Genomic DNA, 14,147 nt, shown 5'->3' with positions numbered 1-14,147 from the left:
CCCCCGAGCCTCCGATGCCCACCCGCACCTCACCCCCCAAGCCGGGTCCGACGCCGCCCTGCGCCTCAACTACCGGTCCACTGCAGATGCCGTACCGTCCCTCAACCGCCGAGCCGGTTCCGACGCCGACAGAAACCTCGACCGCCAGGTAGCGCGTTGGCCGCGTTCAAGCGGTCCCCATGAGTGTGTACGCAAGCCCCGTCTCCCTGCACCTTCGTGAGAGGGAGACGGCGGCTTCGTCTGCGCGCATACACCGCACCCCTGGGCAACCAGGTCGGCCACGGGGTCCTGCCTCGCAACCCGCCGTGCGGACGAACTCCGCGCCGCACAGCCGCTTACGTATTCGTCGATCCTCAAGACCGTCGCCTCCCGGCCCCAAGTGGCGGGAGGCGCAGGAGGCACCCGTGCTCACCGCGTTCGCCCGAGCGTTCAAGACGCCCGACCTGCGCAAGAAGCTGCTGTTCACATTGGGCATCATCGTGCTCTACCAGATCGGAACGCACATCCCGGTCCCTGGGGTGAACTACGCGAACGTCAAGTTCTGTGTGGAGCGGAACCATGCCAACAGCGGGTTGTTCGGCCTGGTGAACATGTTCAGCGGTGGTGCGCTGCTGCAGATCACGATCTTCGCGCTGGGGATCATGCCGTACATCACGGCGAGCATCATCCTCCAGCTGCTGACCGTGGTGATCCCGAGGCTGGAGGCCCTCAAGAAGGAGGGCCAGTCCGGCCAGGCGAAAATCACCCAGTACACCCGCTATCTGACCGTGGCGCTCGCCGCCCTGGAGGGCACCGCCCTGGTGGGCGCCGCCCGCGCCGGTTCGCTCTTCCAGAACTGCACGCGCCAGATCGTGCCCGACGACTCGGTCTTCACCATCATCACCATGGTCATCACGATGACCGCGGGCACCTGCCTGACCATGTGGCTCGGCGAGTTGGTCACCGACCGCGGTATCGGCAACGGCATGTCGATCCTGATGTTCATCTCGATCGCCGCCCGCTTCCCGAGCGCGCTGTGGCAGGTCAAGCTCCAGGGCGAGCTCGCCGACGGCTGGATCGAGTTCTTCGCGGTGATCCTTGTGGGCCTGGCGATGGTCGCCCTGGTGGTCTTCGTCGAGCAGGCCCAGCGACGCATACCGGTGCAGTACGCGAAGCGGATGATCGGGCGCCGGTCGTACGGCGGTACGTCGACCTACATCCCGCTCAAGGTGAACCAGGCAGGGGTGATTCCCGTCATCTTCGCGTCGTCGCTGCTCTCCATCCCGGCGCTCATCGCACAGTTCAGCGGGTCGAAGGCGGCATGGGCGACCTGGCTCGCCACCAACTTCACCAAGGGAGACCACCCCGTTTACATCGCCGCGTACGTCCTGCTGATCGTCTTCTTCGCCTTCTTCTACGTAGCCATCTCCTTCAACCCCGAAGAAGTCGCCGACAACATGAAGAAGCACGGTGGCTTCATCCCGGGCATCCGGGCTGGTCGCCCGACGGCCGAGTACCTCAACTACGTGCTCACCCGGATCACGTGGCCCGGCTCGCTGTACCTCGGGCTGATCGCGCTCGTACCGACAATGGAGTTGGTGCTTTTCCATGCGAACCAGAACTTCCCGTTCGGCGGTACGAGCATCCTCATCATCGTGAGTGTGGGCCTGGAGACGGTGAAGCAGATCGAGAGCAAGCTTCGGCAGCGCAACTACGAAGGGTTCCTCCGCTGATGCGAATCGTCCTCGTCGGGCCCTCGGGGGCCGGCAAGGGTAACCAGGCCGCAAGCGGGTCCCGGGCGTCTGACGATTGCGCCTGCCGGCAGTAGCTCCGTCTCTTGGGGGAGGTACGTCAGCCTCGGGAGCGATGGCACCGTCCCGGGGATCGAAGACGCTGAGATTCATGAAAGCGCTCATCGGGCGACACCCGGCCACGGCTTCACACCGCACCGAGCGGTCCGTTCCGAGGTGGGCGGTCGTGACCGGTCACGCGATCCCGTTCGCCTGCTCTCCCTCGTCCTGGTCCGGGGACGGGGCGAGATCGCACCCGGATGGCTACCGATCGTCGGGGGCAAACGCATCCCGGTCGGTTCAGTGGACCCGGTGGACCCGGTGGTTTCGGCGGTGGCCGGAGTGGGCGCCTGCTGCCGCCGTGGTCTGGTGCGCGGTGTACGTCGCCGTAGAGGCCGTCCGAGCCGGGAAGGGAACCAGAACCACTCTCCTCCCCTTCCCCCTGGACGCCCCGTACACAGCCCTCGCCCAGCTGATACTGGCCGGTCTGGCCGCCGTCGCCGCGACTGCCTGCTGGGCAAGACGGCGAGAGCTCGGTCGGCCCGGCCGGGTAGCAGTGGGGTACGCGCTCATCCTGACCACCCCCGGCGCCTGCCCCCGCTGCGGCCACCGGCACTCCGGCGGCCACGACGCCCCACTCGTCCACCCCGCCGCCTCAACCGCCACCCGCCGCACCAGGAGGGCGGCCTACCTGCTGGTGTGCGGGGTGCTCCCGTGGGCCGGAGCCAGAACCATCTGGACGCTGGGCGGTGACGCGCTCGGCATCACGGCCGAGATGCGGCAGCAGTCGAACTCCGGCGGCTCCGAGCTGTCCCTCGTCCCGGCCTGGCTGACCGCACTCGGCCTTTCGGTGTACGGCGCCTTCCTGCACCGCCGACACGGCACGCACAGAGCCCCCATTTGCGTCGCCCCCCGGCAGAGCCACCCGCCTCTACGAGCCGAGCCCGGGTTGACCAGACATCTCACCCGGGGTTGCGGCTGCATCGCAGGTCAGGGCGGCTCCCGCACTCGTCTTCGTCGGCGCGCCTGAGGGGACCGTGATCGACCCTGGCCGGTCAGGCTCTGGACGATGAGCTCCTCGCGGCCCACGCCGTCGCGAACGTACTCGGACTCACCCCTCGTCGCGAAACATCACTGAGCCGATGCATCACTCAGCAGATGCATCACTGAGCAGATAGAGGTCCACCAATGAAACTCCCGAACACCGCGCACACCTCCCGGCCCTGGCTGATCCATGAGATGGCGCGCGACTTCCGCCTGTATGACGTGTGGGCGCTGCCGACGCCGGGAGGCCCTGACGACTTCCCGCACCTGGTGCGGCAGACCATCGAGGGGGACACGTCGGACAACCCGTCCCGGATCGCCTGCGCGCTCTTCACGATCCGCTGGAAACTCGGGAAGCTGCTCGGCTGGGACAACCCCGACTCCGGCGTCGGATCCCGAGTGCCGACGCTGCGCGACCGGCTGCCGGCCGATCTGCGCGACGGTCCGTTCGGACCGGAGTTCGCCCGCCTGCCCTTCCGCTCGATCTATCTGACGGACAACGAGTGGGCATCGGAGATGAGCAACCGGACCATGCACGGGGTGATGCACCTGAGCTGGGTCCCGGATGGAGCCGGCGGCCACCGTGGCCAGATGGCCGTGCTGGTGAAGCCGAACGGCCTGTTCGGGCGGGCTTACATGGCCGCGATCGCGCCGTTCCGGCACCTGCTCGTGTACCCGCCTCTGATGCGAGGCATCGCAGCCGAGTGGCGAGCCGACCCTCGCCAAGACCCCTCGCCAGCGATCTAGCCCGTTCGCCCGCGATCTGGCCCATCCGGCGGGCGACGTATGACGGCCATGCGCCCCACCCACCGGCACGGGACAGAGAGGGGAGGACACCAGCGGTTCGCGGGGTACCCGCGCCGCGGCGGCGAGGGTGCGGCCCACCGGGTGGGCACCTGCCGGAAGCCGGCCGGCCCTCGGTGACCTGCGTATTCGGCGAGCTGCCAGCCCTTCTTCCGCTCCACGGGACCAAGCAGGCCACGGACACAGGCTCGCATCCGCCACCGCAGACAACCGTTCGAACGCAGACGGTCGACTCCGACTCACCAGAGCGCCATGTCCGCTGTGCGTGGATATCCTGCGAAGTATGATCAAGCCCGGACGACTGCGCCTCGGTCGTCGCCACGGCCGGGGGCCGCTTACCCTGCTGTCTCCGGTGATCCTGACAGTTGTCATCGCCAGCCTGGCGTACGTCACTCCCCCAGAAGTGGCTTTCAGTCGGCTCCTGCCGGCAGCGCCGGCCCTCGCCGCCGCCATGTGGCCCGTGCTCCCCACCGTCCTGCTGGGGACGGTCTGCCTTCTTCTCATGATCGGCCTCGGCATCGTGTTTCCCGGCCTGGGGACGTGGTGGACGGCAGCGGGGATCGCCGCCGTCACCGTGGCGGCCGCGTACGGAAGTCATATCCGGCTCCGGCGGGAGCAGACCCTGCTCCAGGTCCGGCTCGTCGCCGACGCGGCGCAGCAGGTGGTCCTGAGCCCGATGCCGCGCCGCTTCGGGTGCGTCGAGATCGAGGCGCTGTATCTCGCGGCCGCGGCGGAGGCCAGCATCGGCGGCGACTTCTACGAGGTGGTCGACACGAAGTACGGGGTCCGACTGCTCATCGGCGATGTGCGGGGCAAGGGGCTGCCGGCGGTGGGCTCGGCCGCGGCGATGGTCAACTCCTTCCGGGAGGCGGCCTACGACGAGGCCGACCTGGTCAATATCGCCCGTCGCCTGGAGGCAAGCAGCACCCGCTACAACGCCGCCTTTCCCCCCGAGGGCATGATGGAGCGCTTCGCCACCGCCCTTCTCGCCGAGATCCCACACGGGGCCGGCCGTATGGGAATCCTCAACTGCGGACATCCCCCACCACTCCTCCTGAACCGCGGGGAAGTCCGCGCACTGGAGCCCACCGCTCCCTCACCGCCCCTCAACCTCGCGGAGCTGATCGGTGATCACTACAGCATCGACACCTTCGGCGTCGCCCCTGGCGACCTGCTGCTCCTCTACACCGACGGTGTCGCCGAGGCTCGTGACCGCGACGGCGAGTTCTTCCCGGTGGCGGACTGGTTGCGCCGACAGACCCCGGGGCGGCGACCAGGCGAACTGCTCAACGCTCTTCATCATGACCTCCTCCGCTTCAGCAGAGGACACCTCAACGACGACATCGCCGCCCTCGCCGTGCGCTTGCGCACCTCTCCGCAGCCGCTTGACGGTGAGAGGGACCAGCCCGCTTGAGGCTTGTCACGCGCGGAGCGCCGCATACCGCTTCGCGGCAGGTCTGCGATAGTCGGGAGATGGTGTGGTTGCCGGACCCTGACGCGTTGCGCGGGAAGGTCGCTGTCGTAGCGGGAGCGACACGAGGCGCAGGACGTGGCTTCGCTGCTGCGCTGGGCGAAGCGGGTGCGACCGTGATCTGCACAGGACGCAGCAGCGTGACGGGCCCGGGAGGGTCCGACTACGACCGGCCGGAGACGATCGAGGAGACGGCGGAGCTGGTCACCCGACTCGGCGGCACCGGAATGGCATTCCAGGTCGATCATCTCGATTCCGATCAGGTTCACCGCCTGGCAGATCGCATTCGCGGCGAACACGGCCGTATCGACATTCTGATCAACGACATCTGGGGCGCGGAACGTCTCAAGGGCGGGCCGGCGGACTGGAACACACCGGTCTGGAAGCACCGCCTCGATGACGGCCTGCGCATTCTCCGGCTGGGTCTCGACACCCATCTGATCACCTCCCACCATCTCCTCCCCCTGCTGATCGAGGAGCCGGGCGGACTGCTCGTCGAAGTCACCGACGGCACAACGGAATTCAATGCGTCGTCGTACCGGATCTCGGTGTTCTACGACCTGGTGAAGACCGCGGTGAACCGGCTGGCGTTTTCGCAAGGGCATGAACTGCAGCCGTTCGGTGCCACCGCGGTCGCCCTCACGCCCGGTTGGCTTCGTTCGGAGATGATGCTGGACAACTTCGGTGTCGGCGAGGAGAACTGGCGCGAGGCGCTCGCCCCGCACAGGGGCGACGGCTTGCCAACCGCACCGGCGGGGTTCGCCCAGTCGGAGTCACCACGCTATGTCGGCCGGGCGGCGGCAGCCCTGGCCGCGGATCCGGAACGGCACCGATGGAACCAGCGGTCGGTCAGTTCCGCTCAGCTGGCGAGGGAGTACGGATTCACCGACATTGACGGCAGGCAGCCGGACTGCTGGCACGTCCCGTGAGGGCACGGGACATCGACGTCCCCGCGGAGGACCGCAGGTGCCAGGTCACTCATCTGCCAGGGCACTCTCCTGTGTGGAGCACTCGCGGCCGAGCGCCAGGTCGGCCGGATGTCCCGGCCGACCGATGAGTGGCCGACCGGGACATCGGGCTCAGGCCAGGTCGAACCGATCGAGGTTCATCACCTTGTCCCACGCTGCCACGAAGTCACGTACGAACTTCTCTCCGGCGTCCGCGGACGCGTAGACCTCCGCGATGGCCCGGAGCTGGGAGTGCGAACCGAAGACGAGGTCGACGGCGGTGGCGGTCCATTTGACGTCACCCGTGGCGCGATCCCGGCCTTCGAACACGTTCTCGGCCGCGGCCGACGCCTTCCACTCCGTGCCCATGTCGAGCAGGTTGACGAAGAAGTCGTTGGTCAGAGACTCCGGCCGGTGTGTGAAGACGCCATGCGGGGATCCCGCGAAGTCGACGTTCAGGGCGCGCATTCCGCCGAGCAGGGCCGTCATCTCGGGAGCGGTCAGCGTCAACAGACTGGCGCGGTCCAGCAGGAGCGTCTCCGGCGACAGCTTCTCTCCCGCCCGGAGGTAGTTGCGGAACCCGTCTGCCCTGGGTTCGAGCACGGCGAACGACTCCACGTCCGTCTGCTCCTGCGAGGCGTCCGTGCGCCCCGGCGCGAACGGGACGGTGATGACGTGCCCGGCTTTCTTCGCGGCATGTTCGACGGCCGCGCATCCGCCCAGGACGATCAGGTCGGCGAGGGACACCTTCTTTCCGCCGGTCTGCGAGCCGTTGAAGTCCTGCCGGATCTGGTCGAGGGTCTGCACCACCTCGGTCACCCGGGGCAGGTTGTTGATCTCCCAGTCCTTTTGCGGTGCCAGGCGGATCCGTGCCCCGTTGGCCCCGCCGCGCCTGTCGGTGCCGCGGAAGCTTGCCGCCGATGCCCAGGCGGTGGTGACCAGCTGGGAGACGGACAGCCCCGAGGCGAGGATCCTGCTCTTGAGGGCGGTGATGTCGTCGTCCGCGACCAGTTCGTGATCGACCTCGGGGACGGGGTCCTGCCACAGCTGCGGCTCGGGAATCCACGGGCCGAGGTAGCGCGTGACGGGACCCATGTCGCGGTGCAGCAGCTTGTACCACGCCTTGGCGAACGCCACCGCGAGCCGGTCCGGGTTCTCGTGGAAGCCCTTCGCGATCGGCCCGTAGACCGGGTCCAGCTTCAGCGCGAGGTCCGTCGTCAGCATCATGGGAGCGTGCTTCTTCGACGGATCATGGGCATCGGGCACAGTGCCCTTCGCCGAGGGGTCCGTGGGAGTCCACTGCTTCGCGCCGGCCGGGCTCGTCGTCAGCTCCCAGTCGTACCGGAACAGGTTGTCCAGGTATCCGTTGTCCCACTTCGTCGGCTCCGCGGTCCATGCGCCCTCAAGCCCGCTGGTGAGCGTGTCGCCGCCCATGCCGCTGCCGTGGGTGTTCCGCCAGCCGAGGCCCTGCTGCTCGATGGGACCCGCCTCGGGTTCCGGGCCGATGTACGAGGGATCGACCGCGCCATGGCACTTCCCGAACGTGTGGCCGCCGACGATGAGCGCGACCGTCTCCTCGTCGTTCATCGCCATCCGACCGAACGTCTCGCGGATGTCCCCGGCTGCGGCCATCGGATCCGGGTTGCCGTTGGGCCCCTCCGGGTTGACGTAGATCAGTCCCATCTGCACGGCACCGAAGGGAGTGGCGAGTTCCCGCTCGCCGCTGTAGCGCTCGTCTCCGAGCCAGGTGTCCTCGGGCCCCCAGAAGATTTCCTCGGGTTCCCAGATGTCCTCTCGTCCGAAGCCGAACCCGAACGTCTTGAACCCCATCGATTCCATGGCGCAGTTGCCGGCGAAGACCAGAAGATCGGCCCAGGAGATCTTCCGGCCGTACTTCTGCTTGACCGGCCAGAGCAAACGGCGCGCCTTGTCGAGACTCGCGTTGTCCGGCCAGCTGTTGAGGGGGGCGAAGCGCTGAGCGCCGGCGCCACCACCACCCCGGCCATCGGCGGTGCGGTACGTTCCCGCGGCATGCCAACTCATCCGGATGAAGAGCGGCCCGTAGTGGCCGTAGTCGGCGGGCCACCATTCCTGTGATGTGGTCATCACCTCGAAGACGTCCTGCTTCAGCGCATCGAGATCGAGGGTCGCGAACTCTGCTGCGTAGTCGAAGTCTTCGTCCATCGGATTGGACCGGGACGAGTGCTGGTGGAGAATCTGAAGGTCCAGCTGGTTCGGCCACCAGTCCCGGTTCGTCCGGGGCCGGGTCGGCATGGGGGCCGGGGAGGGGATTACCGGGTTCTCGCTTTCGCTGCCGGACACGTCCGTCCTTCTTCCTGTCTCGGTGTTTCCTTCTGCTGGCTGCTTGCTCTCGCCGTCGGTTGCTTTCCGGGTGTCGAGCACTGCGACCCGCGCTCGTGGCGCGGCATGGCGCCCGCCGGCTGGAAACGCCGACCGGACCCGCGGCAGTCAACGCGGGCCGGCGGCCGGCGAGAACCTTCCCTCATGTACGACGCCGATGATCGAGGCCGGGTCGGCGTCCGTATGGTCGCGCACCGCATACCGCGCTGGCACGAGAACACGCAGGGCACCGCCGCGTAACAGGACTCGAAGGCCGAAGACGATCCGTTCGCCTGGGCGGCACCGTCAGCGGCGCGCGGGCCGTGCCCCTCAAGTGGGGCACACGAGCCGATTTTCGGTGCGGGCTCAGGCGGGGGTGCGGGTCGGCGCCGAAGCTCGGTGGGTGCCGACCGGTGCGCCGGGGAGGCGGAGGGTCGCGGCACACGAGACCGCCAGGGCGCAGGCGATGACAGAGTAGGCGGCCTGGTAGTCACCGGTGGCGTCGGTGAGCAGGCCGGTGACATACGGGCCCGCGAAGCTGGCGAGGCTGCTGGCCGCATTGACACCGGCGACGGCCGTCGCCGCGCGGGGGCCGGACAGGACCGTGGTGCACCGGCTCCAGAAAACAGGAACCGCAGTGAGAATCCCCGCGACGGCGACGGCCAGCGCGGCCAGGGTGAGAACGGGCGGGGGTGAGAGCGCGGCCAGGGAAATCGCGGTCGCAGCGGCCGCGACGGGCGCGGCGATGAGATAGGTCCGGGGGCCCACCCGGTCGCCGTGGCGGCTCCACGCGAGCATGGCCACGGCCGCGAGGACGGACGGCAGGGCCGCGAGCGCGGCAGCGGCGGACGTCCCGGCTCCAGGGAAGAGGACGGTGGTGACCTTCGGCAGGAAGAACTGCAGGGCATACGCGGCGAAGGCCGGGCCCGCATGCACCACGGTGAAGTGCGCGACGCGCCCCAGCGTGGCCCGGTCTGTCGATGAGGACGGGACGGCCTGGGCCAACAGCGCTTCGAGTTCCTCGCGTTGGGCCGCCGTCAACCAGGCCGCATCGCGTGGTGTGTCGGGCAGCAGGCGCAGTGCGGCGGCACCCAGGACGACAGCGGGGGCGGCCTCGATCAGGAACATCGACCGCCAGCCGCTGAGACCGAAGAGGGAGAAGTGGTCGACGAGCAGACCCGATGCCGGCAACCCGACGATGTTGGAGAGGGGGATGGCGAGCAGAAACAGGGCCAGGGCGCGGGTGCGCTGCCGGCACGGGAACCAGCCGGCCAGATAGGCGACGACGCCGGGGAAGAATCCGGCCTCGGTCAGCCCCAGCGCGAACCGGGCCAGATAGAGGCCGTGCGCGTCGTTGACGCACGCGGTGGCGGCCGAGCAGACACCCCAGGCGGTGATCACGCAGCACAGCCAGCGACGGGCGCCGAACCGCCTCAACGCCACCGCCGCCGGGACCTGGAAGAGCACATAGCCCAGAAAGAAGATCCCGGCGGCGGTGCCGTAGGCGGTGGCGCTCAGCCCCAGATCGGCGTTCATCGTCAGCGCGGCGACACCGATGTTGGCCCGGTCGACGAAGTTGACCAGGTACAGCACGAACAGCAGCGGCAGCAGTCTGCGTGCCACCACGCGCACCGCGCCCGTACCGCCCGCCGCTGCCGCCCTGTCTGCCCGGTCAGCCCGGTCAGCCCGGTCAGCCCTGGTCTCCGCACCCGTCGCCATGAGCCCGCCTCCGCTCACCGATCCCGTCGCTCCTCGTTCAGTGAACGCGCCGGAGGGAGATCGGTTGTGCGGCAGGAGGGTCGTTGACGGTCAGCTGCGTGTGCTGGGCCGCTTGGGCAGGACTGCCCGCCGAGACAGCAGCCACACAATGAGCTGATCCACCGATGGTGATCAGCGCGGCGTCAGGTCGAAGTCGTCCCGCCGACGATGTTGACCTCTCGCGCCTTCTCCGCGTAGTTCTCCAGGTCGAAGGATCCGTAGCCGGGTTTGCCGGTCCGTTCGTACGTGCAGTACACAACGCCGGTGCTGGTCGGCTGTGCGCCGGTGAGGCGGAACGCGGCCGGGGCCGCGCCCTCGGCGAAGAGCCGTTTGCCGCTGCCGAGTACCACCGGCTCGATCAGCAGCCGGTACTCGTCGACCAGATCGTGCTGCTGCAGGGTCTTGATGAGATTGCCGCTGCCCTGGACGTTGATCTCGCCGCCGGAGCGCTGCTTGAGCTCCGCGACGGCCTCGGGGACGTCACCTTCGAGGAGGTGCGAGTTGTTCCACTCCACCTTGTCCAGGGTTCGTGAGGCCACGTACTTGGGCATGGCGTTGAGCTTCGTGGCCACCGGGTCGTTCTCGTCGGTGATGTGCGGCCAGTGGGCGGCGAAGATCTCGTAGGTCCTGCGTCCCAGCAGCAGGGCCTCCATCCCGGCGAACTGCTCGACCATGATGGGGCCCATGTCCGCACCGAAGTAGGGCACCGACCAGCCGCCGTGCTCGAAGCCGCCGTCGCGGTCCTCGTCCGGTCCGCCGGGGGCCTGCATGACACCGTCCAGGGACACGAACGTCGATACGACCAGCTTGCGCATCTTCTTCTCCTCTCGAGGAGGTGGTGGAAGGCGTGCACTGTTCAGACCCGGCCGGCGCGGAAAACTCATCGTTCCCAGGTCAGCGTCTCACGGCCGGGGCGGCGGGGCATGGGCGCGGAGGGGCGCCCGGCCGGTCGGCGCCACGGCCGGCTTCCTGGTCAGACGGCGTGGTGAGGGCGACGGCGGCGGGTGACCACCAGGATGGCCATGTCGTCCTCGTGTTCTCCCTCGGTCCAGCGGCCGACGTCCTTGGTGAGGGCGTCCACCAGCGCTTCGGGGTCCTTGAACCGCCTGCGCAGGCGCCCCGAGAAGACCGGATCGTAGAAGGTCCCCCGGCTGTCCCGCGCCTCGGTGACACCGTCGGTCACCAGCAGCAGCGAGGCCCCCGGTGGCAGCCGCACCACGTCGACGGGCACTGCGGAGCCGGCGGGGGTGAGATCGCCCAGTCCCACCCCGAGGGGCAGCTGTGGGGCGGTCGGGTCGAGCCGGGTGCACCGACCGTCGTGGACCAGGTACGGCGGCGGATGCCCGCGGTTCACCAGGCTCAGCACCTCGCCGTCGGCGGAGACCTCGGCCAGTAGGGCGGTGGTGAAGCCCTCCGTGGAGATCACCGGGCCACCACGGGCCGCTTCCCTGGCCAGCGCCTCGTCCATCCGCTCGGCCAGAGTGATCAAGGTGGGATCGTACTCGGCCTCCTGGCGGAAGGCTCCGATCGCGACCGATACGGCGGCCACCGCCGCCATGCCCTTGCCCCGCACATCCCCGATGATCACCCGCACCCCGAACGGCGTTTCCTGCACCGCGAAGAAATCACCGCCGATCCTTGCCTCGGCATGCGCCGCCGTGTACCCCGCGGCCACGTCCAGCGGCCCGACCTCCCTGGGTGGGTCCGGGAGCACCGCCCGCTGCACCGCCTCCGCGACATCCCTGGCCAGCGCCAGATCACGCCCCTGGCGCACCATGAGCAGGTTGACGCCGAGAGCCAGCACGCCGATCAGGCCGACCACGGCCAGATCGACGAACAAGGGTGTCGCAGGGCGTTCCCGTTCGATGTCCACCGCCACCGAGACCACGCAGGTGACGCACACGACGGCGAGCGCGGAGCGGAAGGAGAGCGTGGCGCCCGCGACGAGCGGTGCGGCGGCCAGCAGCGGGAGCCCCGTGTACGGCTCGGGCGCGATGAGGTCCAGGAACACGCCGACCACGAGGGCCAGTGCCGTGAGGATCCACGGCACCTTCGCCAGCGTGGGTTGCAGGACTTTCACGGTGCATCTCCTGCTGCCGGGCCGCGCTCACGACCCGGCAGGAACAGGGACGCCGCACGGTGTGCCTTGCGGCGCCGCGCCTGTTGGTACTTCCCGTGGCTTCACATATACGCCTCGTGGGCCGGATGTGCTCGTTACGGACGCACTCCCCCGTGGGCGGTCGTTCCTTCGACACGAGTGGTGAATCCTCGGTCACGTGGTGCATACCGCGCCGTGGTGGCGGTCTTGCGGCGAGGCCGTTCTCGACGGCAGACGTCGCCGTCGCGGACCTTTCACACGTGATACTCACCATAAGAAATTTCTGAAAACCGGAGGCAACTGCACCGTTTCGACGAAATCTTCCCCTTGGTTTGCCCGGCCGCCCGGCACTGGCCCAGCGGCAGACCTCTGGGCGCCTGGGCCGCGCACCCTTACGATCAGCGCCTGCCGCACCGCGCACCCCCATACCCGCGACGGCCTCGTGTCTTCATTTCCTGATTTCGTCTTTGACCCAGAAGAAGGCTTCATGAAGCTTCGTCGTGCCCTGATGGCGGTCGCCGCGACCGCCACGCTGCCCTTCGCCCTCACCGCCTGCGCCTCCGGTGACACCGGCGGTAAACCGGCCGCGTCCGGACCGTCGGCCGGTTCCACAGCGGGCGACCCGAATGCCGGCCTGCTCAGCGGCACCCGGCTGAAGTCCCTGCTTCTCCCGGTCGGGGTACTGCCCAAGGGCTACCGCGCCGACCCGCAGGGCACGCGGGACACGGGGAAGGTCTTCGAAGCGGCATCGTCGAGCAAGGCCGTCGACTTGGCGAGCGCCTGCCCGAAGTTGGAGGCCAGTGCCTGGATCGAGACCAGCGGCGTCCCCAGCGCCTCCTTCGCCCAGGCCGACTTCGTGAACGCCGCCCAGGAGGAGTTCAACGAGGAAGTCGACAGTTTCCGAGGCACGGACGCAAAAAAGGTCATGAAGCGCCTGGAGCAGGTGCTCACGCACTGCGCGCATTTCAAGGACAACTCCGGTGGCACCGCCGCCGCAGTGACGATCAAGACCACGAAGGTTCCGAAGGTGGGTGACGAGACCCTCAAGGCCGTACTCTCCGCGCCGGAGTGGGAGGGCGGCACCACACTGGTGGCTACTCGGGTCGGCAACGTCGTCATCACCACCTTCTACAGCGTGCAGTCCAGTGACATGGGCGCCGCCGGCCTCGGTCTGACCGAGAAGATCGTGGCACGGGTGCGGCACGCGAAATAGCCGGTTCGGCGTGCCGGCCCGGAACCTCGCCTGACGAGAACACCCCGGGTCGTGCCTGAACGGGGTGAGGGCCTCCTGGCTCACTGTCGACTGCTCAGCCGCATTCCGCAGCCGCAGCCGATGGCAGGAGGCCCTCGTTCCACCGTGACGCGCGCCGGCTCCCACCGGCGTTCTCGCCGGCGCCCGTACCGCTGGTCAGCGTTGATAGGTGCCCATGAGCGTGCCGCCCGCCAACTCCCGGCCCTTCACGGCACGATGCACGGCGTCGACGGTCGGCTTGCCATGCAGGGCAGGCGGCTCCGACACGGCCCACAGGCGGAAGAAGTAGCGGTGCGTCCCATGCCCCGGGGGAGGCATCGGACCGCCCCAGCCCACCCGCCCGAATCCGTTGGGCCACTCCTGGCCGCCGGGCGGCGACTGCCCCTCCCCCACACCCGCACTCCCCGGATCGATACCCGTGACCAGCCAGTGCAGGAACGACCCGCCCGGCGCGTCAGGGTCCTCGCAGAGCAGAACCAACTCCGACGCGCCGTCCGGCACGGCCGACCAGGTCAGCGGTGGCGAGACATCATCGCCCTCCCCGCTGTGGCGTCGAGGGATCTCCGCATGGTCGTTGAACGCCCCGCTTGTGAGCTGAATTCCCGTCATGCGCGCGGCTGTACCCCGCTCGCGCCCGTCGGCACCGGTCCAGGCGGGCAGAGCA

The 14,147-nt window shown here is 68.7% G+C and carries 11 protein-coding genes and 1 pseudogene; 6 read left to right on the top strand and 6 right to left on the bottom strand.

The window, feature by feature from the left end; translation table 11 throughout:
- Positions 1–404: 404 nt before the first annotated feature.
- The 3 genes from secY to FCH28_RS02810 all read left to right on the top strand — a co-directional run bounded on the left by secY (position 405) and on the right by FCH28_RS02810 (position 3,560).
- Positions 405–1,712 carry a preprotein translocase subunit SecY gene (secY, locus tag FCH28_RS02820; RefSeq protein ID WP_136738037.1) on the top strand — a complete coding sequence of 436 codons (1,308 nt, stop codon included), beginning with the start codon at positions 405–407 and terminating at the stop codon, positions 1,710–1,712.
- A gap of 433 nt (positions 1,713–2,145) precedes the next feature.
- On the top strand, positions 2,146–2,799 hold the full coding sequence (locus tag FCH28_RS02815; RefSeq protein WP_136738036.1) for a hypothetical protein: 654 nt from the start codon (positions 2,146–2,148) through the stop codon (positions 2,797–2,799).
- Positions 2,800–2,957: 158 nt separating this feature from the next.
- Positions 2,958–3,560: a DUF2867 domain-containing protein gene (locus tag FCH28_RS02810; protein ID WP_136738035.1), complete on the top strand. Its 603-nt coding sequence runs from the start codon at positions 2,958–2,960 to the stop codon at positions 3,558–3,560.
- A 146-nt stretch (positions 3,561–3,706) separates the two neighbouring features.
- Here the strand turns inward: FCH28_RS02810 and FCH28_RS38830 are convergent.
- Positions 3,707–3,841, bottom strand: a pseudogene (locus FCH28_RS38830) (IS701 family transposase); the annotation flags it as partial.
- Positions 3,842–3,900: 59 nt separating this feature from the next.
- On the opposite strand from FCH28_RS38830, the gene FCH28_RS02800 reads away from it, so the two are divergent.
- Together FCH28_RS02800 and FCH28_RS02795 are read left to right on the top strand one after the other, a co-directional pair.
- On the top strand, positions 3,901–5,031 hold the full coding sequence (locus tag FCH28_RS02800; RefSeq protein ID WP_136738034.1) for a PP2C family protein-serine/threonine phosphatase: 1,131 nt from the start codon (positions 3,901–3,903) through the stop codon (positions 5,029–5,031).
- A gap of 59 nt (positions 5,032–5,090) precedes the next feature.
- Positions 5,091–6,017 (top strand): SDR family oxidoreductase, encoded by a 927-nt coding sequence (locus FCH28_RS02795; RefSeq protein WP_136738346.1) that lies wholly within the window; start codon positions 5,091–5,093, stop codon positions 6,015–6,017.
- 150 nt (positions 6,018–6,167) lie between these two features.
- Here FCH28_RS02795 and katG read toward each other — a convergent pair whose 3' ends face one another.
- From katG to FCH28_RS02775, 4 genes are all read right to left on the bottom strand, one after another.
- Positions 6,168–8,357: a catalase/peroxidase HPI gene (gene katG, locus FCH28_RS02790; RefSeq protein ID WP_136738033.1), complete on the bottom strand. Its 2,190-nt coding sequence runs from the start codon at positions 8,355–8,357 to the stop codon at positions 6,168–6,170.
- 384 nt (positions 8,358–8,741) lie between these two features.
- On the bottom strand, positions 8,742–9,998 hold the full coding sequence (locus tag FCH28_RS02785) for an MFS transporter (protein ID WP_222852378.1): 1,257 nt from the start codon (positions 9,996–9,998) through the stop codon (positions 8,742–8,744).
- 278 nt (positions 9,999–10,276) lie between these two features.
- On the bottom strand, positions 10,277–10,948 hold the full coding sequence (locus FCH28_RS02780) for a dihydrofolate reductase family protein (protein ID WP_136738031.1): 672 nt from the start codon (positions 10,946–10,948) through the stop codon (positions 10,277–10,279).
- Between the two features lie 158 nt (positions 10,949–11,106).
- Positions 11,107–12,213, bottom strand: coding sequence for a PP2C family protein-serine/threonine phosphatase (locus tag FCH28_RS02775; protein ID WP_246102298.1), 1,107 nt, complete (start codon positions 12,211–12,213; stop codon positions 11,107–11,109).
- Positions 12,214–12,718: 505 nt separating this feature from the next.
- On the opposite strand from FCH28_RS02775, the gene FCH28_RS02770 reads away from it, so the two are divergent.
- A complete protein-coding gene (locus FCH28_RS02770) occupies positions 12,719–13,444 on the top strand; it encodes a hypothetical protein (RefSeq protein WP_136738030.1) in 726 nt (241 codons plus the stop codon).
- 195 nt (positions 13,445–13,639) lie between these two features.
- Here FCH28_RS02770 and FCH28_RS02765 read toward each other — a convergent pair whose 3' ends face one another.
- Positions 13,640–14,092, bottom strand: coding sequence for a YbhB/YbcL family Raf kinase inhibitor-like protein (locus FCH28_RS02765; protein WP_136738029.1), 453 nt, complete (start codon positions 14,090–14,092; stop codon positions 13,640–13,642).
- Positions 14,093–14,147 lie beyond the last annotated feature (55 nt).

It is taken from the genome of Streptomyces piniterrae, assembly GCF_005048155.1.
In the GTDB taxonomy this organism is placed as follows: domain Bacteria; phylum Actinomycetota; class Actinomycetes; order Streptomycetales; family Streptomycetaceae; genus Streptomyces; species Streptomyces piniterrae.
The sequence above is the reverse complement of the archived record's forward strand: the minus strand, read 5'-3'. Positions and strand labels throughout refer to the sequence as shown.

Excerpts from the sequence above, each read along its gene's own strand:
- FCH28_RS02810 (WP_136738035.1), top strand. The coding sequence starts at position 2,958 with ATGAAACTCCCGAACACCGCGCACACCTCCCGGCCCTGGCTGATCCAT.
- FCH28_RS02800 (WP_136738034.1), top strand. The coding sequence starts at position 3,901 with ATGATCAAGCCCGGACGACTGCGCCTCGGTCGTCGCCACGGCCGGGGG.
- FCH28_RS02795 (WP_136738346.1), top strand. The coding sequence starts at position 5,091 with ATGGTGTGGTTGCCGGACCCTGACGCGTTGCGCGGGAAGGTCGCTGTC.
- FCH28_RS02780 (WP_136738031.1), bottom strand. The coding sequence starts at position 10,948 with ATGCGCAAGCTGGTCGTATCGACGTTCGTGTCCCTGGACGGTGTCATG.
- FCH28_RS02770 (WP_136738030.1), top strand. The coding sequence starts at position 12,719 with ATGAAGCTTCGTCGTGCCCTGATGGCGGTCGCCGCGACCGCCACGCTG.
- FCH28_RS02765 (WP_136738029.1), bottom strand. The coding sequence starts at position 14,092 with ATGACGGGAATTCAGCTCACAAGCGGGGCGTTCAACGACCATGCGGAG.